Origin of the sequence: Pseudomonas sp. J380 (assembly GCF_009827115.1) — a bacterium.
Taxonomy (GTDB): Bacteria; Pseudomonadota; Gammaproteobacteria; order Pseudomonadales; family Pseudomonadaceae; genus Aquipseudomonas; species Aquipseudomonas paracarnis.
In genome coordinates, this window is the sequence record NZ_CP043060.1 from 5,276,395 (window position 1) to 5,297,584 (window position 21,190).

Here is a 21,190-nt window from a genome sequence, read left to right on the forward strand (position 1 = left end):
CCTTGCCGCAAACGAAATAAAGTCGCCGTGTCATTCCACCTTGGAAGGAGCTGCGACTATTCCGACACCCCATCCTTGCCCGCCGCCTTGGATCGGTACAAGGCTTGATCGGCCCGCGCCATCAGCGCAGCCGGGGACTCGCCCATGCGCCGCTCCACCACGCCCAGGCTCAGGGTAACGTTCAAGGCGCCCAAGGGGGCCGCCTCCTTGATTTTATGGCGAATCCTTTCGGCCAACTCTTTGGCCTCGTCCAGGCTGCTTTTGGGCAGCACCACCATAAACTCATCGCCGCCCCAGCGCGCCAGCAAGTCGCTTTTACGTACGCAGGCTTCCAGATGTTCCACTACCCGTATCAGGGTCTGGTCGCCGACGCCATGGCCGTATTGGTCATTGATCGGCTTGAAGTCATCGACATCCATGGCCACCAGTGCCAGGGGCAGGCGGAAGCGTTCGGCGCGGTCGCATTCCTCCAGCAGCACTTTTTCCAGGCGGTACCGGTTGGCGATGCGCGTCAGGGCGTCCCGCTCGGCCAAAGAGCGGTTTTCGTCCAGCTGCAATTGCAGTTGCTGGTTGACGCGCGACAACTCGAGGGTGCGCTCCGCGACCAGTGCTTCCAGGGATTGGTTGCGCTTTTGCAACTGTTCGATGGAGCATTTGCGCGTATGGATATCGCGGTGTGCGCCGACCATGCGCGCCACGGAACCGTCGGGGTTGCGGGCAATGACGTAGCCGCGGTCCTCGATCCAGAGGTACGTACCGTCTTCTTTTCGGCAACGGTATTCGCCCGGTAATGAGCGGCGCGTTGGCTGATGTAGTCATCGAACACCGTCATCACGCGAGGGTAATCCTCGGGGTGGATCACGTTCTCCCAGGTGAAGACGCTGTTTTCCAGAGAGTGGTGAGAGTATCCAAGCATTTCGTACCAGCCGGGATTGCGGTAGACGAAACCGGTATTGGCGTTCCAGTCCCAGATGCCGTCACTGACCAGTTCCATGATGGCGTGCAACAGGTCTACGTTAAGGTCGGAAACCTCATGGCGTAGCGGTTCTTTGCCGGATGTATCGTCCATCTGCACGCTTCCTGCGGGGGCTGGCGCCCAAGGCCAGTCATGGTTGACGCCGATACTCCGTGGCTGGCGCTACTGTACATCGGCGCTTGCGCGCTTTGAATAGGGCAGGTGTGCTGCTTTTGACGAGTGGCGAAACGCTATTTTTCTGGCGCCATCATCTTTGTCCGAGGCTTCCCATCCGCGTTGTGCTGGTAAATGGCTTGCGGTTGGCCCTGCTCATTGAAAAACACCTGGCCAATGCCCGCCGAGTTCCACAGCCGCTCACCCGCTTCGGCGTGCTCTGGAATATAGGGCACCACCTGCATGGTGCGGCGGCGGGTAAACCAGTTAAGCGGCGAACGCGGGGAGTAGAGCCAGCGGTTGAGGAGGTCGAACCATTCCAGCAGGCGCGGCGGGAACTCGTTCTTGATGCCGCTGCTGGTGATTTGCCAGATATTGGGGCCGCCGTTGCGGTGGCGGATCAGCACTTGGTAGACAAACGAGTAATGCACATCACCGGAAAGGATCACGTAGTTACCCGGCGTGCGCGAGTGGCGGAAGATATTCAAAATCACTTGGGCAGCGCCGCGGTGGGCCATCCAGTTCTCGGCGTCCACCAGCAGTGGGAAGCCACACCAGCTGAAAACCTTCTGCACCGTCTCGATCAGCTTGACGCCAAAGACCGGCGCGGGCGAGACAATGATGGCTGACGGGTGGTCCAGTAGCGCTTGTTGCAGTTCGCTCAAGGCTTCCCAGTCCAGCAGGCCGGAAGGTTGCTTGAGGGTGAACTCGCTGCGCCAGCGTCGGGTGCGGGTGTCGAGTACCACCAGCGCCGGTGTGGTGGGCAATACGTAGTGCCACTGCTGGAATTTCAGCAGCGTGGTGACTAGCTCATCCTGCTGTGTGGCGTCCAGGTGGTTGTCTTGCGCCTGGTTGGCAAGTGCCTGGGTTTGGCTCACCAGTTCGCCAAACACCGTGGGCTGGTTGCCCCAGCCCTGGCATAAAAGATAGGCCATCAACGCATTACCGATGATGCGTTTGGAGAAGGGATGGCCGTAGGCAGTTTCTTCCCATTGGGCGCTGAGGTTCCAGTCGTCGGTGATGTCGTGATCATCAAAGATCATCAGGGTCGAGAGGTGGGCGAATACCCGGGCGACCCCTGGAAGGCCACTGCGAAATTGATCGATCTGTGTCTGTTCGCGGGCATAGCGCTGCTGTTCTTGCGCGCTCAGCTGCGGCGGTTGGGGGGAGATCAGTGTCCACGGTGTGGGCGACCAGGCCAGCAGGTACATGGCGATCACTTCGGCAAAGGTCACCAGGTGATTATCGGCGGTGCTGCTGGTGAAAATCGGTTTCTTCACGCCGCCGAAAAAGCGCTCACGCAAGGTCTCGTTACTGTCCAGCGCGGGGAGCAGGTCGGCGCGATGGTAATAGCTGGCGCGATGCCCGTAGAGGGCGGCACTGTCGTCAACCACGGCCCCTTCCAGGTATTCGTCGAACAGGCCCAGGCGCGCGATTAATTCATGAATTGCCCGCAGCATGGGCCCCGCGACGTCGTCGGCGTAGACCTGGTCGCCGCTCATCATCAGCAAGGCGGGGCGTTGTGCCACGGTGGGAGCTTGCGCCAGCAGACGATCAATGCACAGCAACCCGTCATCAGCGCGATGGTGAGGCTTGCGGCAGGAGCCGTGGACCAGTTGGTGGATGCGCCCATGCACGACGAAATCGGGCAGCGTGGCGCCTGCGTACAGCAGATGGGGTGCCCACTGGGCTATTCCGCAGCCGTCAATAAACAGGTCATAGTGGATGTTTACATCCAGAGGCAGGGCGTCAGTCAGGGGCACATCGATCAAGTGGATAAACGAATGGCGCCCGACGGGAACGATTTGACAATGTGCATGAAGGTGAATATCCAGTGTTGATCCCTGAGCGTGCTGCAGCCTCATAACCAGCTTCAGTTCCCGGCTCGCCACCAGCCATAGCACCACACGCTTTGGTTCCAGGCGGCGCAGCAACGGGCCGGCAAGTACGGGGGGAAGTGACTGCAGTTCAGGCATGACGCGATCGGCTCACTAATAAGACAAGCACTCAGTATAACGCTGAAAATGTCGGCATTTCGTCAACGAACGTCAGACAGTAATATGTTGTGGCTATTAATGAATAAGCAGCGCCCTGGGCGCTACTTATTTAGTAGTTGCGCTTAAGTAAGTTTACTCAAAGAACATGGCCTTTGCCGAGACTGTCCAAGCCACCACCATTACGTCTGCCGCCTCTGTCTGCGGTGACCCCATTGTCATTAATCGAATTATCGGGAGCGATTTGATCGAGGCTTCGTTTCGAGCGTGAGTTGACCTTCTCGCTGGCTTGGGTGTCTTGGTCGGGGGCGGATTGGGAAATGTAAGTATTGACGGGATTAAAGCCGGTAGAATTGAACACGGTAACGCCTCACTATTAATGGCATGGTTTACATGGCATGTTCTTCCCTGTAACAGTGCTCGGCGTAAGTTAGTGGAGTTCGGTGTTTTTTGCGAGGTGTTCTATGTTTCTGTTTGTGATGGCTGAGTTGGTTTTATTGTTGAATTTTGGTTGTTTTATTTTGAAACTTTTTTAAAGAAATGCAATGTTGTATGAGTATATGTTTGGTTTTCCGTCCTCGGTTATGGGGCAGCAGGGGCAATATGGTTGCCCCTGCCGGCAAATGGCTCAGTTGTTTGCCTCAATCGTCACCTTCGGTACGGTAAATCGAAACTCGCTGCCCTGACCCTGCTTGCTCTCGGCTTCGATCCTGCCGCCATGCGCCTTAACGATGCCTTGGGTGATATACAGCCCCAGCCCGCTGCCGGTGGGGTTGTTTTCAGTCTGGGTCCAATAGCGATCGAACACATGGGGCAAATCGTCCGGCGCAATGCCCTCACCGGAGTCGCGCACCGAAAATACAATCTCCTCGCCGGCGCTCATGGCGCTGATGCCGATGTTGCCCTGGCGCGGAGTGAACTTGATCGCATTGCCGATCAGGTTCGACAGCACCTGGAACAAGCGCTCCGGGTCGGCCTTGATTTGCAGGCCAGGCTCGACATTGAACGACAGGTCGATGCCCTTTTCCGAGGCCAAGGGCGCCAGCAGCGAATACGCCTCTTCAAAAATCTGGCTGACGTCCAGCGCCACCGGCTTGACCACATAGCGCCCGGCTTCGATTTTCGAGGTGTCGAGCAAGTCTTCCAGCAACACGTTCATGCGCCCGGCAGCCTGTTGCATGGTGTCAATGGCGGAAGATATGCGCCGTGAAGTGTGGGGACCATCGGAGCTGAAGGCTTTTTGCATCATGCCGCAGAGCATGGAGATGACGGTCATGGGGTTGCGCAGGTCGTGGGAAACCACCGCGACCAGCTCGTCCCGCGCACGCACCGCTTGTTGCTCGCGCAGCACTTGGCGGGACAGGTCGTTCTCCAGGGCCGAGCGGCGCAAATCGTTGGCGGCAAACAGGTCGCCATGGCTCCACTTGGTGGAGATACCAGCCATTTCCACTTTCCAGATTTCAAACGAGGTGCGTGGGCGAAGGCGCATGCCCGCGTCGCAGGTTTCCAGATTCAGCGGCTTCTGCGGGTCGCCACTCCAGTGGATGTTCTCTTTGACTTCCGGGCGAAACCACAGCACCCCGTTATCCACAGGCTTGGGCAAGCTCATGGCGAGCACGCCGCTGGCCACGCTCTGGTATTCGGCGGCCGGCGGATAAACCGAGGCCAGGTTATGGCTGGAAAATACCGGTGCGCCGTCGCCCTGCAACCACTTGTGCAGCGCGCGTATCTGCGCCGGTTCCGGGCAGTTGCCGTAGCGGTGTAATTGCTTGTCTTCGATGATCGCCACGCCGCCGGAGAGGGTCAGGTCCATCAGCAGTCGGCCTTGCTGGGCCAAGCCGTCGAATACGTTATTGGCAGAGGCTTTCATCGCCCGATCCAGCAGCGCCAGCGCTTCGACTTTCTCGTCGCGCTGGCGGCTCAGCTCCAGGGCCTCCATGGCACTGATCTGCAATGACAGCACCTGGCCGATGGTCTGGCAGGCCATGCGCAGGTCGTTGGGCACCAGCAGCGGCTCACGGTTGCCGCAACTGATCAGGCCCCAGAGTTTGTCGCCCTTCATCAGTGAAATACTCATGGACGACAACACGCCCATGTTCTGCATGTACTGGCAGTGAATCGGCGACACGCTGCGCAGGGTGGCGAAGCTCAGGTCCAGAGGCTGCCCGGTGTCCGGGCGCAATTTGGGCACCAGCGGTACCGGTTCGTAGGATGCATTCGGGATGATCCGTAGCCAGTTGGTGCGATACAGTTCGCGAGCCTGCTCGGGGATGTCGGACGCGGGGAAGAACAGCCCGTTGAACAATTCCATGGACGGCGCCGAGGCCTCGGCGATCACCTGACCATGGCCTTCCTCTTCGAAGCGATAGATGAGCACCCGGTCATAACCGGTCATGGCCTGGATTTCGTTGACGGTGATGGCGTAGAGCGCCTCCAAGGTCTTTGCCGATTGCAGGCGGTGCAGCATCTTGCCCAGCTCGCTGGTGCGGCCACTGTGCGCTCGGGGTTTGAAATCCTTGAGCCGTGGTTCGAATTCCAGCACTAACACGCCCTGATGGCGATGCAACAGGCCTTCGAACTGCTCACCCTTGAAGGTTATCAGCAGGGGCGGCGAGTCCAGGAATGCGCTGTCCTCGGCCATGGTTTGCACGGCCTGGGCGTACTCCTCGCCAATCAATCTGTGCAACGGTTGATCCAACAGCGCCTCGGGGGCGTGGCCGAACAACGTACCGACGTTGGCACTTACCTGAATGATGTTCAGGCCAGGTTCCGACAAGGTCAGCAGCACGCCGTGGGGCTGGATGGCCCCCGGAAAACGAATGGGTTCGTCGGCGCAGTTGGCAAGCAGCTCTTCAAAATCTTCGGGTTTCATAGCAATACCTCCTGGCTGTCGAGCCATTGCTCAAAGCCGCTGAATGTCGAGCGGGCCGCCATCACCGCGCGCACGGCGGCATCTGTATCCAGTGGCTGACGGCCCAGATAATCGAGGAAATCTTTCCAGCGCCGTCCGGTCTCGGCGCCGTATACATTGAGAAAGGCACCGCCGTTGTCGGCGTTCACATCCAGGCGCAGGGCTATTTCCCGGCGCAGCACTTGGCCGCCCAGGGTGGCGCCTTCCAGCACATACAGGGCGCCGAGGCACGCAGCTGGTGTGTCTAATACGGGGAGCTGGGTACAGCGAGGCAGGGCATGGATGGCGTGCTCAGTCAGGCCGAGCGCGTGCAGGTCATGGACCAGGGTTGGCGTTTTCACACGCAACGCAGACTCATATCCGTCGGGAATCAAACCGCTGTCATACAGCGCCGCTTCCATTGGCTGATAAAAGCCGTGGTACGCCTGCAGCAAGCGCCGATACCACTGGGCATCCAGGCGCTCGGAAAAAAACGGCAGGCGCTGTTCCAACGCCACATGCAGCAGGCCCGTGCCCGTGCGCAACGTTTCCAACAAGGAGGGCGCACTAACGTCATGGGCCTGTGAATGCATTCAATGAGCTCGAACTGTGGGCCTGTCGGCCATGAATGACGCGTGAAAATGGGCGACGATTCTACACGACTCATTGTCGTCAGCTGAACGCAGAAGCGAAAAGGCTGACCATCGGATCAGAAAAGTCGCTCCCTGCACCTTACATGACCGCAGAACTAGCCCTCAAGTTCGGTTGAAATGATATCGCGCTGCTATCAATCCCGGGACTGGCCCTAGTGCGTCAATGCTGTCTGCACGCACTCAAGCAAGTGGTCGGTACTCCAGGGCTTGGGCAGAAACCGCACGGAACTGCCCAGCTCGGCGGCGATTTTCGTATTACCTGAGGTCAGCACTACCTGTACTTCAGGCCACCGGTGGGCGACGACACGGCTCAAGTCATAACCATTGAGCAAGCCGGGCATTTGAATATCACTGACAATCAAATCCACCGGGTCATCGCCGCGCTCCAGGTAAATCATCCCTTCGTCTGCCGATGCAAACGATGTCACCACCGCACCAAAGTCTTCCAGCACATCCACCATCAACGCCCGAATGATCTCGTCGTCTTCCAATACCAAAATCGATGGCTGAGCCATGATCCTTACTCCACCATCAGGGGTTCAGTAAGGTGGAGTAGGGGTTGGGTATATAGGTTCGATTGGATGTTTTTTAAACGATGGGTGGTCATTTGGCTGCTTGTGAGCCATGGGCACGACAATCCGTTAAGGTGAACGCCACCCTGCCATCCAAGGAATGCCATGTTCGACCGTAACCCACTCGTGCCTGAACTGATCGTCACCCGCCTTGGCGCGAGCCTGGCGTTCTGGATCGAACAGTTAGGTTTCGCTATTGCCTATCAGCGCGCAGAAGAAGGCTTTGCCTACCTCGACCTTAACGGCGCGCAAATCATGCTCGAACAATACGGCCCCGAGGCCGGCCAGTGGCTTACCGCACCGTTGCAGCCCCCATTCGGGCGCGGCATCAACCTGCAAATCGATGTGCCCGCCGTAGCACCCATCCTGCAACGCTTGGCGCAGATCGGCTGGCCCTTGTTCCGCGATGTAGAGGACGCCTGGTACCGAGCCGGTGACGTGGAGGCCGGGCAGCGCCAGTTCATCGTGCAAGACCCGGACGGGTATCTGGTGCGTCTGGTGCAGCGGCTGGGAGAAAGGCCGGTCGAACAGGCATAATCCAAGGCAACAGCCGATAGGGAGACGTGAATGAAGTATGTGTTATTGACTCTCGCCCTGACCGTTATCGCCGCACCCGCGTTCGCTGCGGGCGACGCCGAGGCGGGCGGCAAATTGTTCACCAAGACCTGCGGCGGCTGCCACAGCATTGGTGAAGGCGCGCGGGGTGGTTTTGGCCCGGAACTGAACGGCATCATTGGCCGGCCTGCCGGTACCACTCAGGACTATCAGTATTCGGATGCGATGAAGAACTCGGGCGTGGTGTGGACGCGGGAAAAACTGGCGGCCTACATTGAAGACCCGAAATCGGTGGTCAGTGGCACGCGGATGATCTTCTGGGGGATCAGTGACCAGGAGAAGATTGAAAATATCCTGGCGTATTTGGAGACATTCCAGCCCAAGTGAGATGCCCAGGCTGGCACGCATCACCGTCCTCTGTCCTCTGTAGGAGCGAGCTTGCTCGCGAAAAGCTCACAGGCGTCGCATTCATTCAGGAAGCACGCGTGATCGTTGACGTTTTCGCGAGCAAGCTCGCTCCTACAAAAAAGCCTTGCTGAACCCGCGACGCAAGGTCCGGGTAAAAGGGTCGCGAGTTCAGCCAAGCACTCCCATAGCATCTTGGCATCGTGGGGTAGGTGCTCTGAAAAAATATCCCAATCAGAAAACTCAAGCGTATCAGGCATTTCTACCAAGCCGGTGATGGCGTCCCAAAAAGCATCCCAGTTTTGGCGATACCAGTTGGGAAAGTTGAGTGAAGTGCACAGCGTGGCGTGAAGTTCTTTGTGGTTCTGGATGCGGCTAAGGTCAATTTTGATGAGGGATGAACGGGTCACTTGTGCACCATTTGCTTTTTCATCTGCTATAGCTCAGGCTGAATTCTTTGAGTCATTACTCGTTTGAAACTTCGTAATCAAATGCGATGAAGTAGTCACTTTCTGAAAGAGCAATTTCATGAGAAAAGCGCGGCTGTATCACTGATAGCCATTCCCTGCGCAATTCAAACATGCCGTTATTGACTTCCGCTGCGCTCAACAACCCGAGCGTGGAAATCACCGAATAGTCATCTCCGCAGTCCGCTGAACTTTCCGTTCCTCTTAGCCTCTCTGTGGTTCTGTCGAACCATTCCAACCTTATTTTTAGTCCCATGTAGTCCTCACAAATATTTTTTGATGTTTCGTTTTTTGATCGGCCCTTTTAGCTGCTCGCCGCTTATGTGGTTGAACGCACCTATATGGCTCCCATCACTTGCTAGATAAACCTCCAGCTTCCCGTGCTGAGAGTCCCATTCATAGATCTTCCGACCTTTTTCCTCAATCCAGCGTTCTCTCAGCCCGGCGCCTCCTTGTCTGGGAGTCTTGGGTTTTGCTTTTATCAGTTTTTCAAAGCCAGTTATTTGTTCAGTGTTAGGCGCTTTGTGGTACTTGTGATCCCCAGCCTTGGCACCTACCACCACATACAGCGGCCGAACCCCCGACTCCGCCGGAAACACCAGAATAAAATCCCGATAGTCCGGTGGGTAAATAGGGTTAACCAGAATCTGCGCCGCCGTTCCCGTCGGTGGGTAGATCCAGATCACCGGTGCTTGCGGCGCAGCCTCCAATGCCGGAATACCTAAGGTGTCATTTGGATCAACGGAGGGCGTCCAGATCAGCTCTACGCCATTATTCAAATCTGCTACTAACTGGCCACTGCGGTTTTGAAATTGCACCACATCAATCATCTGCCAATCGGCATTGTTACCTGTGTAAAACCCATACCCCTTGAGCGTGCCGTCGTCGCGTTGCTCGATATGCAGCCGCATCTGCGAACGCGCTCGTTGCAGCGAACGCAATTGTTCCTCGTTGTAGAGCGCGCTATCACTTAGATCCGACGGCCAAGCCAGCGCTACCAACCCTGTCAACAGGCTACCAGCGACGGATGCGCTGACTGTGGTCGCCGATTCCAAAAACGCTGAACGCAATGCCAACTGCCCTAAGCCGGCTGGCAGTGCACTGCCGCTGATCTTGCGCAAGGCAACCGCGCCTCGGGCGTCCACTTCGAGCCCGCCCAACAGACTTAAATGGCTGTACTCCTTGATCAGTTCCAGTGGAACAAAACCGGTGGGGCTCGAGTAATGGGCGATACCGTCAGGCAGTTGGCATGGCTTGATGAAGACGCAGCTGGGAGGTTTGGCTGGTGTAGGTGGCGGGGCAGGGGATGGCTCGAAAAAATCGACAGTAGGCGAATACGGCATACGCGACGGTTGCCGGGTGAGGATTCGTCGCTTGAGTAACGCTTGTTCGGTGGGTGGATAAAAGCGTTCTGACATGACCGATTCACTTCCTTGCGCGAGGGAGTGAGCCTATGAGGGGGAGTCAGGAACCGATATCAGCTCAATTTTCAGTTGATGTGGGAAAAGTTGACTGGTACGTGAGTCGCCGGCATTGTTTCGAATATTGCGATTTTCGTTTGTTTCGTTTAGCGTTGGCCTCAACTGAATTGCGCAAGACCGGAGTTGCATCATGACCATCAACAACCTTCCAAAAACGATCCTTCCGCTGGAAAAAGAAGTCGAGGCGGCAGTGCAAGGCCAGCGTGAATTAGCGTCCCTATTGTCGACCAAATTTGAAACCCAGCGCATCGACATCTTCGACAAAGAAGATAAGCCACACAGGCTTGTACTCCCAACCTCCGCACTGCGCCTGCTGGTCGATATTCTGGGCGAATTGGCGCTCGGCAATGCCGTCAAGGTAGTGCCGGTTCATGCCGAGTTGACCTCGCAGGAGGCGGCCGACCTGCTTAATGTGTCACGCCCGCATTTGGTCAAAATGCTCGAGGACGGCGCTATCCCTTTTACAAAAACGGGTCGACATCGGCGAGTCCGCTTTTCGGATTTGATGGCGTTCAAGCAACGGCGTGACGAGCAAAGCCAAGAGGCAATGGAAGCGCTGGTTCAACAGGCCCAGGAGTTGGGAATGGGGTATGACGGATGAGGTGTTCGCCCTTTACTGCGGTATACGACGCTTGTGTTCTCTATCCTGCGGCACTTAGGGACTTACTCATGTGGCTTGGTTTGTCTGGTTTGTATCGAGCGCGATGGACTGCCCAGATTCAGGATGAGTGGAAGCGCAACGTACTCAAGAACCGACCCGATCTTACGGCGGCTCAGGTGGACTGCACGTCGGCGCTTATGGACATTGCGATACCTGACGCTCTGGTGACCGGATATGAGGACCTGTGTTCGAGTTTGGATTTACCAGATCCGGATGACCGGCATGTGTTGGCAGCGGCCATTCGCAGTAAAGCTGAGGTTATCGTGACCTTCAATTTGAAAGACTTTCCACCGCATGTATTGGCTGCCTATGACATTGAACCGATGCATCCGGATGACTTTATTTCGGATCTCTGGGATTTGGATCAGGCGGCAGTGTTGGGAGCAGCGCAGAAGCAGAGGAGGGCGTTGAAGAAGCCCGCGATGGAGGCGGGAAGCTATCTCGAAATGTTGATGCGGCAGGGCTTGGTGCAGACTAGCAAGGCAATGGGACCTTATGAAATGATGCTGTGAGCAGGATGAGCCCGGTGTACGTCAGTTGAACCACAATAAAAAAGACCTTGAAACGCCAATGTCTTTTTTATGCCTGTGGATCAACTCAGCAGGTGCTTGGAAATCAGCCGCGAGATTTCCACGATCGAGGTCTTGCCAGTGAATTCGAACTTCACCTTCCCCAACGACGAAAAGTAAATCTCCAACTCCGAATCAAGATCAAACGTCCCGGACGTTTCCACCGAGTACGCCACGATGTTCTTGTACGGCAATGAGGTGAAGTCCTTCTTGCTGCCGGTAATTCCCTGCACGTTAACCGCGATGATGCGTTTGGTGGTGAACACGACGCCGTCGCGCATGGCCTTGTACGCGTCGACCACTTCTTCGCCGTCCAGCAGCAGGGCCGCTACGCGTTCGGCGTATTCGTTGTTTTGCTTGAGCTTGAAGAAGCCTTTGTTGTTGAAGTCGATCATGTGCCTGTCCTGGGTAAGTGGTGCCGTCGGTGTATGACGTTTTGCTTGCGGATCTGTATCTAACGCCTGGGCCTGCAAGCCCCTAGCATGACGCTCAACACGACCGCGTCGGCGAAGGATTTCACGCTGGCAGCTTAAAAAACCAGGAGCCAATCCATGCCTGATATGTCCAGCTTGCTCGCCTACGGCCTGATTTCACTCGGCATGGTACTGACACCGGGGCCGAACATGATCTACCTCATTTCCCGCTCCATCTGCCAGGGGCGCACGGCCGGGTTGATTTCCCTGGGCGGGGTGGCGCTGGGGTTTGTGGTGTATATGGTGTGCGCGGCGCTGGGTATCACGGCGTTGGTGATGGCGGTGCCGTTTGCCTACGACGCGCTGCGGCTCGGCGGGGCGCTGTATCTGATGTACCTGGCCTGGCAGGCGGTCAAGCCGGGTGGGCGTTCGCCATTCCAGGTGCGCGACTTGCCCAAGGACAGCCCGCGCAAGTTGGTTACCATGGGGCTGGTCACCAACCTGCTCAATCCCAAAGTGGCGGTGATGTATTTGTCGTTGCTGCCCCAGTTCATCGACCCGAACGGTCATGGCAGTGTGCTGGTGCAATCCCTGGCGCTGGGCTCCCTGCAGATTCTTATCAGCGTGAGCGTCAACGCGGTGATTGCCTGCATGGCGGGTTCCATCGCGGTGTTCTTCGTAACCCGGCCTGGTTGGCAGGTGCTGCAGCGCTGGCTGATGGGGTCGGTATTGATGGGCTTGGCGGTGCGGATGGCGGTGGAAGGGCGCAAGTAAGTCCACGTCACAGGATGGCTTTCAGGTAATCCTTGAGTGCGTGGAGCGGGGCGTCGAGTATTTCCAGGGTCGGTGCTTCGCGCACGTTCGTTGCGAGCCGCTGCAACTCGCGACCCATGACGGTATCGGCGCCACCCAGGGTGTCGAGTGCCAGAGACAGGCATTCATCGAGCTTCACTTGGATCTCGGCCAGGTTTCCCTGGCGCACCAACAACCCGAACACCTCGCGATCATAGCCCTCCATCACGGGATCATCGCGCAGCAACGGGCTACCGTCGTCAGTCTCATGCACCAGCTTCAATGCAAACAACGCAACCGCTTCAAGCGTCAACTCCATGGTCCCGCTCCCTCCACTGCCACGCCTGGCACTTTTTTGCAGGCGAAAAAAAAGACCTTGAATTTCAAGGTCTTTTTTTAAGATGGTGCCCCGAGGGAGACTCGAACTCCCACTCCTTTCGAAAACGGATTTTGAATCCGCCGCGTCTACCAATTCCGCCATCAGGGCTCAATGGCGGCGAAGTATAGAGATGAGATTACCGTTGGTCAATCACGTTTCATGGTCTATTTTCACTATTTCCGCTAGACTTCCCGGCCCTGCTAGACGAACCCCATCATGCGCGTTGCTGACTTTACTTTTGAGCTCCCTGATTCGCTGATCGCTCGCCACCCTTTGGCCGAGCGTCGCGCCAGTCGACTGCTGACCCTGGACGGGGTCAGCGGTGCCCTCGCACACCGTCAATTCACTGATTTGCTTGAGCATTTGCGCCCAGGCGATCTGATGGTTTTCAACAATACCCGGGTGATTCCGGCGCGGCTGTTTGGCCAGAAAGCATCCGGCGGCAAGCTGGAAATCCTGGTGGAGCGGGTGCTGGACAGCCACCGCGTGCTCGCCCATGTGCGCTCCAGCAAATCGCCCAAACCGGGGTCGAGCATCTTGATTGAGGGCGGTGGCGAAGCCGAGATGGTCGCGCGCCACGATGCCTTGTTCGAGCTCAAGTTTGCCGAAGAAGTGTTGCCGTTGTTGGAGCGCGTCGGCCATATGCCGTTGCCTCCTTATATAGACCGCCCCGATGAAGACGCGGACCGCGAGCGCTATCAGACCGTGTACTCACAGCGCCTCGGCGCCGTCGCCGCCCCGACTGCCGGGCTGCATTTCGACCAGCCATTGCTGGATGCGATTGCCGCCAAGGGCGTCGACACGGCCTATGTGACCCTGCACGTGGGGGCCGGTACGTTTCAGCCGGTGCGTGTGGATAACATCGAAGACCACCATATGCACAGCGAGTGGCTGGAAGTCAGCCAGGACGTGGTGGATGCGGTGGCGGCGTGCAAGGCGCGTGGCGGTCGAGTGGTTGCCGTGGGCACCACCAGTGTGCGTTCGCTGGAGAGTGCAGCGCGTGATGGCGTGCTCAAGCCGTTCAGTGGCGACACCGATATCTTCATTTTTCCAGGGCGACCCTTTCATGTGGTCGATTGTCTGGTCACCAACTTCCATTTGCCGGAATCCACGCTGTTGATGCTGGTGTCGGCATTTGCCGGTTACCCGGAAACCATGGCTGCCTACCAGGCCGCCATTGCTAACGAGTACCGTTTTTTCAGCTACGGTGATGCGATGTTTATCACCCGTAACCCGGCGCCGCGCGGCCCTGAGGACAACTTATGAGTCGTATGTCGTTTGAATTGCTCGCTACGGACGGCAAAGCCCGTCGCGGCCGCCTGACCTTCCCACGCGGCACTGTGGAGACCCCGGCCTTCATGCCGGTCGGCACCTACGGCACCGTCAAAGGCATGTTGCCCCGCGACATCGTCGCCACCGGTGCCGAGATTATCCTCGGCAATACCTTCCACCTGTGGCTGCGTCCGGGCACGGAAGTGATCAAGAAGCATGGCGACCTGCATGACTTCATGAAGTGGCAAGGCCCGATCCTCACCGACTCCGGTGGTTTCCAGGTGTTCAGCCTGGGCGCCATGCGCAAGATCAAGGAAGAGGGCGTGACCTTCGCCTCGCCGGTCGACGGCGCCAAGGTGTTCATGGGCCCGGAAGAGTCGATGCAGGTACAGCGTGACCTGGGCTCGGACATCGTGATGATTTTCGACGAGTGCACGCCATACCCAGCCGATGAAGACGTGGCGCGTATCTCCATGGAGCTGTCGCTGCGTTGGGCCCAGCGTTCGAAGAACGCCCATGGCGATAACACGGCGGCGCTGTTCGGTATTGTCCAGGGCGGCATGCATGAAAGCCTGCGCAAACGCTCGCTGGAAGGCCTCGACAAGATCGGCTTCGACGGCCTGGCCATCGGCGGTCTGTCGGTGGGCGAGCCCAAGCACGAAATGATCAAGGTGCTCGATTACCTGCCAGGCCTGATGCCCGCAGACAAACCTCGTTACCTTATGGGCGTTGGCAAACCGGAAGATCTCGTAGAGGGTGTGCGCCGCGGTGTGGACATGTTCGATTGCGTGATGCCAACCCGTAATGCCCGCAATGGGCATCTGTTCATCGATACAGGCGTGCTGAAGATCCGTAACGCGTTCCATCGCCATGATGATTCGCCGCTGGATCCTACCTGTGACTGCTACACCTGCCAGAACTTCTCCCGTGCTTATCTGCACCATCTGGACAAGTGTGGGGAAATGCTGGGTAGCATGTTGAATACCATCCACAATTTGCGTCATTACCAAGTCCTGATGGCTGGTTTGCGCGAGGCTATTCAACAGGGTACATTGGCCGCCTTCGTCGATGCCTTCTATGCCAAGCGTGGCCTCCCTGTGCCGCCCTTGGACTGAGTTTTCCGACCCTAAGATTCACTATTTGCAACTGGAGTGCTAAATGAGCTTTTTTATCTCTAACGCCATGGCTGACGCCGCTGCGCCTGCTGCTGCCGGCCCTATGGGCGGTGGTTTCGAGTGGATTTTCCTGGTCGGCTTCCTGGTCATTTTCTACCTGATGATCTGGCGTCCACAGGCCAAGCGCGCCAAAGAGCAGAAAAACCTGCTGGGCAGCCTGCAAAAAGGCGACGAAGTCGTGACCACTGGCGGTATCGCCGGCAAGATCACCAAGGTTTCCGATGCTTTCGTGGTACTGGAAGTCTCCGACACCGTGGAAATGAAGTTCCAGAAGGGCGCCATCGCCGCCACGCTGCCTAAAGGCACGCTCAAAGCGATCTAAGTAACAACCTTTACCAATCGACGGGGCGCGCAAGGCGCCCCGCGTTATAAGCGGGCGGCGTGATGCTGAACAAATACCCTCTGTGGAAATACGTACTGATCCTGGCGGTGCTGGCGATCGGTTTTATTTATTCCGCTCCCAATCTCTATCCTGATGACCCGGCGATCCAGATCTCTGGCGCCAGCACTTCGCTGCAGGTCAATCAGGCTGATCTGGACCGTGCGAGCAAAGCGCTCAACGACGCGGGCATCCAGGTTAAAGCGGCAACCTTGGCGGCTGGTTCCAAAGGCGGCTTGTTGCGCCTGACCAAGCAAGAAGACCAATTGCCGGCCAAGGATGTCGTACGCAAGGCCATGGGTGACGACTACGTTGTCGCGCTCAACCTGGCCCAGACCACGCCACAATGGCTGCGCAGCATTGGCGCGCACCCGATGAAGCTGGGTCTGGACTTGTCCGGTGGTGTGCACTTCCTGCTGGAAGTCGACATGGACAAGGCCCTGGACGCACGTCTGAAGGTCTACGAAGGCGACGTGAAGAGCCTGCTGCGCAAAGAGAAGCTGCGTTATCGCAGCCTGCCGCAGCTCAACGGCGCTATCCAGCTGGGCTTTGCTGACGAAGCATCCCGCGAACAGGCCCGTGCGCTGATCCGCAAGAACTTCAATGACTTCGACATCGTACCGGCCGACCTCAATGGTCAAGCGGTGCTGCGTCTGGCGATGAGCCCGGCCAAGATCGCTGAAATCCGCGAATACTCCATCAAGCAGAACCTGACCACGGTCCGTAACCGCGTCAACGAGCTGGGTGTCGCCGAGCCGATCGTGCAGCGCCAGGGCGCCAACCGCATCGTGGTTGAGCTGCCAGGCGTACAGGACACCGCTGAAGCCAAGCGTATCCTCGGCAAGACCGCCAACCTGGAGTTCCGTCTCGCGGCAGACCCAGGCGCTACGCGTGCCACTTCCGAAGAATTCGAATTCCGCGAAGGCAACCGCCCTCCAGCGCTGATCGAGCGTGGCTTGATCATCACCGGTGACCAGGTGACCGACGCCAAGGCCGGTTTCGGCGAGCACGGCACGCCTGAAGTGAACATCCGTCTGGATGGCCACGGTGGCGAACTGATGAGCCGCGCCACGCGCAGCAACGTCGGTCGCAGCATGGCGGTGATCTTCATCGAGCAACGCCCGGTGACCACCTACACCAAGCAGATGGTCAATGGCGTCGAGAAAGACGTGCCAGTGCAGACCTTCAAGGAAGAGAAGAAGATCATCAGCCTGGCGACCATCCAGTCGCCGCTGGGTGCTCAGTTCCGTATCACTGGCCTGAACGGCCAGGGCGAGTCTTCCGAGCTGGCGTTGCTGCTGCGTGCCGGTGGCCTGGCGGCACCGATGTACTTCGCTGAAGAACGTACCATCGGCCCGAGCCTGGGTGCCGACAACATCACCAAGGGTGTCGATGCGGCGCTGTGGGGTATGTTGTTCGTGTCGCTGTTCATCATCGCCATCTACCGCTTCTTTGGTGTGATCGCCACTGTCGCCCTCGCGGGCAACATGGTGATGCTGCTGGCCTTGATGTCGTTGCTGGGCGCCACACTGACCCTGCCAGGTATCGCCGGTATCGTACTCACCATGGGTATGGCGGTGGACGCCAACGTGCTGATCTTCTCGCGGATTCGTGAAGAGATCGCCGCCGGCATGACCGTACAGCGTGCAATCAACGAAGGCTTCGGCCGGGCATTTACCGCGATCCTCGACTCCAACCTGACCACCTTGTTGGTCGGCGGGATTCTCTTCGCCATGGGCACGGGCCCGGTGAAAGGCTTTGCGGTGACCATGTCCCTCGGGATCTTTACCTCGATGTTCACGGCCATCATGGTGACCCGCGCAATGGTCAACCTGATCTTTGGCGGGCGTGACTTCAAGAAGTTGTGGATTTAAGGGGCTGCCATGTTACGTACAATCAACTTCATGGGCGTTCGCAACGTTGCGTTCGGCGTCACCGTGCTCCTTACCGTTCTGGCGTTGTTCAGCTGGTTCCATAAGGGCCTGAACTACGGCCTGGACTTCACCGGCGGTACGCTCATCGAGCTGACCTACGAGAAGCCGGCCGACGTTACCCTGGTGCGCAGCGAGCTGGTCAAGGCCGGCTATCACGAAGCCGTTGTGCAGAGCTTCGGCGCCACCACAGACCTGCTGGTGCGCATGCCTGGCGAAGACCCGCAACTGGGTCACCAGGTAGCCGAGGCCTTGCAAAAGGTGGGTGGCGACAACCCGGCATCGGTCAAGCGCGTCGAGTTCGTCGGCCCGCAAGTGGGTGAAGAGCTGCGCGACCAGGGCGGCCTCGGCATGCTGATGGCGCTGGTCGGCATCATGATCTACCTGGCTTTCCGCTTTCAGTGGAAGTTCGGTGTCGGCGCCATTGTGTCGCTGATCCACGACGTGGTCGTGACCGTGGGTATCCTGGCCTACTTCCAGATCACCTTCGACCTGACCGTACTGGCGGCTGTGCTGGCGATCATTGGTTACTCGCTCAACGACACCATTGTGGTCTTCGACCGGGTTCGTGAGAACTTCCGCGTGCTGCGCAAGGCGACGTTGATCGAGAACATCAACATCTCCACCACGCAGACCCTGCTGCGGACCATGGCGACGTCGATCTCCACCTTGCTGGCGATTGCTGCGTTGATGATCTTCGGTGGCGACAACCTGTGGGGCTTCTCCCTGGCGCTGTTTATCGGCGTTCTGGCGGGTACCTACTCGTCGATCTACATCGCCAACGTGGTGCTGATCTGGCTGAACCTCAACAGCGAAGACTTGATCCCTCCTGCCGCTACCGACAAGGAGGTCGACGACCGTCCTTGATGGGCGTTTGTTGATCCGCTGTTACAAGAAAGGCGCGAGTATTGAACTCGCGCCTTTTTTTTTGCTCCAAGGCTGGGTATAGCGCGGATCTTTCGGTCCGCTTGTGATGGTCAGGAGGTTCATGTGAACAAGTCGTTGCTGGTTGGTGCGGTATTGGGTGCTGTCGGTGTGACTGCCGGAGGCGCTGTTGCCACCTACAGCCTGGTAAAAAGCGGCCCTGAGTATGCGCAAGTACTGGCGGTGCAGCCGGTTAAAACCCAGATCAAAACCCCGCGTGAGGTCTGCAAGGACGTCACCGTGACCCGGCAGCGTCCGGTGCAGGACCAACATCAAATCGCCGGTACCGTGGTGGGTGCCCTTGCGGGTGGCCTGCTGGGCAACCAGATTGGTGGCGGTAACGGTAAGAAGCTGGCCACCGTGGCCGGTGCGGTCGGTGGTGGCTACGCCGGTAACAAGGTTCAGGAAGGTATGCAGAACCGCGATACCTACACCACTACGCAAACTCGCTGTAACACCGTTAACGACATCAGTGACAAGGTGGTCGGTTATGACGTGCGTTACAACCTGGACGGCAAGGAAGGTACCGTGCGTATGGAGCGCGACCCTGGTAGCCAGATCCCGGTGGATAAGGAAGGTCGTCTGATCTTGGGTCAGAACCAGCAGTAATCCCCAGGTCTGGTTTCGATCCAAATGTGGGTGCTGGCTTGTCTGCGATAGCGGTGGGTCAGTAACTAATCAGTTGGCTGGCAGCCCGCCATCGCAGGCAAGCCAGCTCCCAGATTGGATTGTATTGAATCAGTTGGAATTGGTTTTTTGCTAAATCCCACGCATAAAAAAAGCACCCCGCGGGGTGCTTTTTTGTGCTCGCTCGCTTAGCGCTTCAGCGAAGCCGGCAGGTGCGGCTGGATCGCCGTCAGTACTGCCTTGAAGCATTTGGTGTTGCCAGCCACGACGTGGCCTTTCTCCAGGAAGTCATGACCACCGGTGAAGTCGCTCACCAGGCCGCCTGCTTCCTGAATCAGCAGGGCGCCTGCTGCCATGTCCCACTCGGACAGGCCCGACTCCCAGAACGCATCAAAGCGACCGGCGGCGACATACGCCAGGTCCAGGCTGGCTGCACCGGCACGGCGGATGCCGGCGGTCTGGCCAACCAGGGCGCGGAACATGCCCAGGTAATTCTCCAGGTTGTCCATCTGGTCGTCACGGAACGGGAAGCCGGTACCCAGCAGGGCGCCTTCCAGGCTGGTGCGGCCGCTGACACGCAGGCGGCGGCCGTTCAGTTGGGCGCCACGGCCACGGCTGGCGGTGAATTCTTCCTGGCGAACCGGGTCCAGCACAACGGCGTGTTCCAGGCGGCCACGGTATTTGCAGGCGATGCTCACGGCAAAGTGCGGGATGCCGCGCAGGAAGTTGGTGGTGCCATCCAGTGGGTCGATGATCCACAGGTAGTCTTCGCCTTCGCCACTGCCTTTGTGCAGGCCGGTTTCTTCACCGAGGATGCCGTGGGTAGGGTAGGCCTTGCGCAGGGCGTCGATGATTTTCTGTTCGGCGGCGCGATCCACCTCGGATACATAATCCTTGGCGTCTTTTTCGTCGACCTTGATGGTATCCAGGCGCTCGATGGAGCGGAAGATCAATTCACTGGCGCTGCGGGCGGCGCGCAGCGCGATATTCAGCATGGGCTGCATGGATAGGTCACCTAAGGTTGTTAAAGAAAGCCGAGCATTCTAGCAGAAACTTTCCTCAGGTGAAGGACGACGTTCGCTTTCATGGCATAACCTTAGGCGGTTCTGTAAGATTTGCTCCCCTTTCCTGTGTCCGCGAGCGCCTCCCTTGCTGCAAAACATTCGTGTCGTCTTGGTCAATACCAGTCATCCCGGCAACATCGGCGGGGTGGCGCGAGCCATGAAAAACATGGGGCTGACGCGCCTGGTGCTGGTCGAACCGCGGGTGTTCCCGCACCACGAGGCTGATGCCCGTGCGTCCGGCGCCAATGACTTGCTTGAAAATGCCCAAGTGGTCGCCACCTTGGAGGATGCCTTGGTCGGCTGCAATCTGGTGCTCGGCACCAGCGCCCGTGATCGTCGTATCCCTTGGCCGCTGCTGGATCCGCGTGAATGCGGCACCAAAGTGGTGGAAGAGGCTGCTGGCGGTGCTGAAATCGCCTTGGTATTCGGCCGTGAAGACTCCGGCCTTACCAACGAAGAGCTGCAGCGATGTCATTACCACGTGCATATTCCCTCAGACCCTGAGTTCAGCTCGCTGAACCTCGGGGCTGCGGTGCAGGTGCTGACTTATGAAGTGCGCATGGCCTGGCTGGCCGCTGCTGGCCAACCGAGCAAAATGGAAAAGGAAGAGGTTGCATCGACCAAAAGTGGCGAGTTGGCCACCATGGACGAGCTGGAACGGTTCTATGAGCACCTGGAGCAAACCCTGGTCGCCATCGAATTCCTCGACCCTGAAAAGCCACGGCACTTGATGGCGCGCCTGCGTCGCTTATACGGCCGCAGCTCGGTGAGCCGGGCTGAAATGAACATATTGCGTGGCATCCTCACGGAAACCCAGAAAGCGGCCCGTGGTGAGCTTCTTGAGCGGAAGGATTAAAA

The 21,190-nt window shown here is 58.0% G+C and carries 23 protein-coding genes, 1 tRNA gene and 1 pseudogene; 12 read left to right on the forward strand and 13 right to left on the reverse strand.

Annotated elements, in window-relative coordinates:
* Positions 1–56 precede the first annotated feature (56 nt).
* The 6 genes and pseudogenes from FXO12_RS24120 to FXO12_RS24145 all read right to left on the reverse strand — a co-directional run bounded on the left by FXO12_RS24120 (position 57) and on the right by FXO12_RS24145 (position 7,181).
* Positions 57–1,069 (reverse strand): annotated as a pseudogene (locus FXO12_RS24120) (diguanylate cyclase domain-containing protein).
* Between the two features lie 137 nt (positions 1,070–1,206).
* Entirely contained in the window at positions 1,207–3,105 is a 1,899-nt protein-coding gene (locus tag FXO12_RS24125) for an alkaline phosphatase D family protein (protein WP_160049772.1), read from the reverse strand.
* Between the two features lie 157 nt (positions 3,106–3,262).
* Positions 3,263–3,484: a hypothetical protein gene (locus tag FXO12_RS24130; protein ID WP_125919832.1), complete on the reverse strand. Its 222-nt coding sequence runs from the start codon at positions 3,482–3,484 to the stop codon at positions 3,263–3,265.
* 267 nt (positions 3,485–3,751) lie between these two features.
* A complete protein-coding gene (locus FXO12_RS24135; RefSeq protein ID WP_160049773.1) occupies positions 3,752–5,995 on the reverse strand; it encodes an ATP-binding protein in 2,244 nt (747 codons plus the stop codon).
* Complete coding sequence (locus tag FXO12_RS24140; protein WP_054922006.1) at positions 5,992–6,606, reverse strand: biliverdin-producing heme oxygenase; 615 nt, start codon at positions 6,604–6,606, stop codon at positions 5,992–5,994. Before FXO12_RS24140 ends, FXO12_RS24135 begins: the two co-directional genes overlap by 4 nt.
* A 212-nt stretch (positions 6,607–6,818) precedes the next feature.
* Complete coding sequence (locus FXO12_RS24145) at positions 6,819–7,181, reverse strand: response regulator (RefSeq protein WP_003194033.1); 363 nt, start codon at positions 7,179–7,181, stop codon at positions 6,819–6,821.
* A gap of 162 nt (positions 7,182–7,343) precedes the next feature.
* Here FXO12_RS24145 and FXO12_RS24150 point away from each other — a divergent pair, with 162 nt between their 5' ends.
* Entirely contained in the window at positions 7,344–7,775 is a 432-nt protein-coding gene (locus FXO12_RS24150; RefSeq protein WP_054897818.1) for a VOC family protein, read from the forward strand.
* 30 nt (positions 7,776–7,805) lie between these two features.
* A complete protein-coding gene (locus FXO12_RS24155; RefSeq protein ID WP_034128041.1) occupies positions 7,806–8,180 on the forward strand; it encodes a cytochrome c family protein in 375 nt (124 codons plus the stop codon).
* 20 nt (positions 8,181–8,200) lie between these two features.
* Here FXO12_RS24155 and FXO12_RS24160 read toward each other — a convergent pair whose 3' ends face one another.
* From FXO12_RS24160 to FXO12_RS24170, 3 genes are read right to left on the reverse strand one after another with little or no spacing between them, the layout of a single operon-like run.
* Positions 8,201–8,608 (reverse strand): barstar family protein, encoded by a 408-nt coding sequence (locus tag FXO12_RS24160; RefSeq protein WP_306109888.1) that lies wholly within the window; start codon positions 8,606–8,608, stop codon positions 8,201–8,203.
* Between the two features lie 55 nt (positions 8,609–8,663).
* Entirely contained in the window at positions 8,664–8,921 is a 258-nt protein-coding gene (locus FXO12_RS24165) for a colicin E3-like toxin immunity protein (protein WP_082430498.1), read from the reverse strand.
* A 7-nt stretch (positions 8,922–8,928) separates the two neighbouring features.
* Entirely contained in the window at positions 8,929–10,083 is a 1,155-nt protein-coding gene (locus FXO12_RS24170; RefSeq protein WP_057975058.1) for an S-type pyocin domain-containing protein, read from the reverse strand.
* Between the two features lie 193 nt (positions 10,084–10,276).
* Between FXO12_RS24170 and FXO12_RS24175 the strand changes: the two genes are divergently transcribed.
* The gene (locus FXO12_RS24175; protein WP_054922011.1) at positions 10,277–10,747 is read left to right on the forward strand and encodes a helix-turn-helix domain-containing protein; all 471 of its coding nucleotides are present in this window, start codon (positions 10,277–10,279) and stop codon (positions 10,745–10,747) included.
* A complete protein-coding gene (locus FXO12_RS24180; protein ID WP_054922014.1) occupies positions 10,744–11,319 on the forward strand; it encodes a PIN domain-containing protein in 576 nt (191 codons plus the stop codon). The genes FXO12_RS24175 and FXO12_RS24180 overlap by 4 nt, the downstream gene beginning before the upstream one ends.
* Before the next feature lie 80 nt (positions 11,320–11,399).
* On the opposite strand, the gene FXO12_RS24185 is transcribed toward FXO12_RS24180, so the two are convergent.
* Positions 11,400–11,771 (reverse strand): PH domain-containing protein, encoded by a 372-nt coding sequence (locus FXO12_RS24185; protein ID WP_014719840.1) that lies wholly within the window; start codon positions 11,769–11,771, stop codon positions 11,400–11,402.
* Between the two features lie 156 nt (positions 11,772–11,927).
* On the opposite strand from FXO12_RS24185, the gene FXO12_RS24190 reads away from it, so the two are divergent.
* Complete coding sequence (locus FXO12_RS24190; RefSeq protein ID WP_054897816.1) at positions 11,928–12,563, forward strand: LysE family translocator; 636 nt, start codon at positions 11,928–11,930, stop codon at positions 12,561–12,563.
* 7 nt (positions 12,564–12,570) lie between these two features.
* Here FXO12_RS24190 and FXO12_RS24195 read toward each other — a convergent pair whose 3' ends face one another.
* Positions 12,571–12,900 (reverse strand): hypothetical protein, encoded by a 330-nt coding sequence (locus tag FXO12_RS24195; RefSeq protein ID WP_054897815.1) that lies wholly within the window; start codon positions 12,898–12,900, stop codon positions 12,571–12,573.
* Positions 12,901–12,983: 83 nt separating this feature from the next.
* A tRNA-Leu gene (locus tag FXO12_RS24200) sits at positions 12,984–13,068 on the reverse strand.
* Positions 13,069–13,176: 108 nt separating this feature from the next.
* On the opposite strand from FXO12_RS24200, the gene queA reads away from it, so the two are divergent.
* From queA to FXO12_RS24230, 6 genes are all read left to right on the forward strand, one after another.
* The gene (queA, locus tag FXO12_RS24205; RefSeq protein ID WP_034128030.1) at positions 13,177–14,226 is read left to right on the forward strand and encodes a tRNA preQ1(34) S-adenosylmethionine ribosyltransferase-isomerase QueA; all 1,050 of its coding nucleotides are present in this window, start codon (positions 13,177–13,179) and stop codon (positions 14,224–14,226) included.
* 5 nt (positions 14,227–14,231) lie between these two features.
* Positions 14,232–15,347: a tRNA guanosine(34) transglycosylase Tgt gene (tgt, locus tag FXO12_RS24210; RefSeq protein ID WP_032803964.1), complete on the forward strand. Its 1,116-nt coding sequence runs from the start codon at positions 14,232–14,234 to the stop codon at positions 15,345–15,347.
* Positions 15,348–15,390: 43 nt separating this feature from the next.
* A complete protein-coding gene (gene yajC / locus FXO12_RS24215) occupies positions 15,391–15,729 on the forward strand; it encodes a preprotein translocase subunit YajC (RefSeq protein ID WP_003175975.1) in 339 nt (112 codons plus the stop codon).
* Between the two features lie 62 nt (positions 15,730–15,791).
* Positions 15,792–17,660 carry a protein translocase subunit SecD gene (gene secD, locus FXO12_RS24220; RefSeq protein WP_003194025.1) on the forward strand — a complete coding sequence of 623 codons (1,869 nt, stop codon included), beginning with the start codon at positions 15,792–15,794 and terminating at the stop codon, positions 17,658–17,660.
* Between the two features lie 9 nt (positions 17,661–17,669).
* On the forward strand, positions 17,670–18,584 hold the full coding sequence (secF, locus tag FXO12_RS24225) for a protein translocase subunit SecF (RefSeq protein WP_003194024.1): 915 nt from the start codon (positions 17,670–17,672) through the stop codon (positions 18,582–18,584).
* Between the two features lie 123 nt (positions 18,585–18,707).
* The gene (locus FXO12_RS24230; RefSeq protein WP_003194023.1) at positions 18,708–19,250 is read left to right on the forward strand and encodes a glycine zipper 2TM domain-containing protein; all 543 of its coding nucleotides are present in this window, start codon (positions 18,708–18,710) and stop codon (positions 19,248–19,250) included.
* Between the two features lie 206 nt (positions 19,251–19,456).
* Here FXO12_RS24230 and suhB read toward each other — a convergent pair whose 3' ends face one another.
* Complete coding sequence (suhB, locus tag FXO12_RS24235) at positions 19,457–20,272, reverse strand: inositol-phosphate phosphatase (RefSeq protein WP_005791195.1); 816 nt, start codon at positions 20,270–20,272, stop codon at positions 19,457–19,459.
* A 145-nt stretch (positions 20,273–20,417) separates the two neighbouring features.
* On the opposite strand from suhB, the gene trmJ reads away from it, so the two are divergent.
* A complete protein-coding gene (gene trmJ, locus FXO12_RS24240; RefSeq protein WP_034128029.1) occupies positions 20,418–21,188 on the forward strand; it encodes a tRNA (cytosine(32)/uridine(32)-2'-O)-methyltransferase TrmJ in 771 nt (256 codons plus the stop codon).
* Positions 21,189–21,190 lie beyond the last annotated feature (2 nt).

Coding starts and splice junctions, on each gene's coding strand:
- FXO12_RS24125 (WP_160049772.1), bottom strand. CDS start 3,105: ATGCCTGAACTGCAGTCACTTCCCCCCGTACTTGCCGGCCCGTTGCTG.
- FXO12_RS24135 (WP_160049773.1), bottom strand. CDS start 5,995: ATGAAACCCGAAGATTTTGAAGAGCTGCTTGCCAACTGCGCCGACGAA.
- FXO12_RS24140 (WP_054922006.1), bottom strand. CDS start 6,606: ATGCATTCACAGGCCCATGACGTTAGTGCGCCCTCCTTGTTGGAAACG.
- FXO12_RS24145 (WP_003194033.1), bottom strand. CDS start 7,181: ATGGCTCAGCCATCGATTTTGGTATTGGAAGACGACGAGATCATTCGG.
- FXO12_RS24150 (WP_054897818.1), top strand. CDS start 7,344: ATGTTCGACCGTAACCCACTCGTGCCTGAACTGATCGTCACCCGCCTT.
- FXO12_RS24155 (WP_034128041.1), top strand. CDS start 7,806: ATGAAGTATGTGTTATTGACTCTCGCCCTGACCGTTATCGCCGCACCC.
- FXO12_RS24165 (WP_082430498.1), bottom strand. CDS start 8,921: ATGGGACTAAAAATAAGGTTGGAATGGTTCGACAGAACCACAGAGAGG.
- FXO12_RS24170 (WP_057975058.1), bottom strand. CDS start 10,083: ATGTCAGAACGCTTTTATCCACCCACCGAACAAGCGTTACTCAAGCGA.
- FXO12_RS24175 (WP_054922011.1), top strand. CDS start 10,277: ATGACCATCAACAACCTTCCAAAAACGATCCTTCCGCTGGAAAAAGAA.
- FXO12_RS24180 (WP_054922014.1), top strand. CDS start 10,744: ATGAGGTGTTCGCCCTTTACTGCGGTATACGACGCTTGTGTTCTCTAT.
- FXO12_RS24185 (WP_014719840.1), bottom strand. CDS start 11,771: ATGATCGACTTCAACAACAAAGGCTTCTTCAAGCTCAAGCAAAACAAC.
- FXO12_RS24190 (WP_054897816.1), top strand. CDS start 11,928: ATGCCTGATATGTCCAGCTTGCTCGCCTACGGCCTGATTTCACTCGGC.
- FXO12_RS24195 (WP_054897815.1), bottom strand. CDS start 12,900: ATGGAGTTGACGCTTGAAGCGGTTGCGTTGTTTGCATTGAAGCTGGTG.
- queA (WP_034128030.1), top strand. CDS start 13,177: ATGCGCGTTGCTGACTTTACTTTTGAGCTCCCTGATTCGCTGATCGCT.
- tgt (WP_032803964.1), top strand. CDS start 14,232: ATGTCGTTTGAATTGCTCGCTACGGACGGCAAAGCCCGTCGCGGCCGC.
- yajC (WP_003175975.1), top strand. CDS start 15,391: ATGAGCTTTTTTATCTCTAACGCCATGGCTGACGCCGCTGCGCCTGCT.
- secD (WP_003194025.1), top strand. CDS start 15,792: ATGCTGAACAAATACCCTCTGTGGAAATACGTACTGATCCTGGCGGTG.
- secF (WP_003194024.1), top strand. CDS start 17,670: ATGTTACGTACAATCAACTTCATGGGCGTTCGCAACGTTGCGTTCGGC.
- suhB (WP_005791195.1), bottom strand. CDS start 20,272: ATGCAGCCCATGCTGAATATCGCGCTGCGCGCCGCCCGCAGCGCCAGT.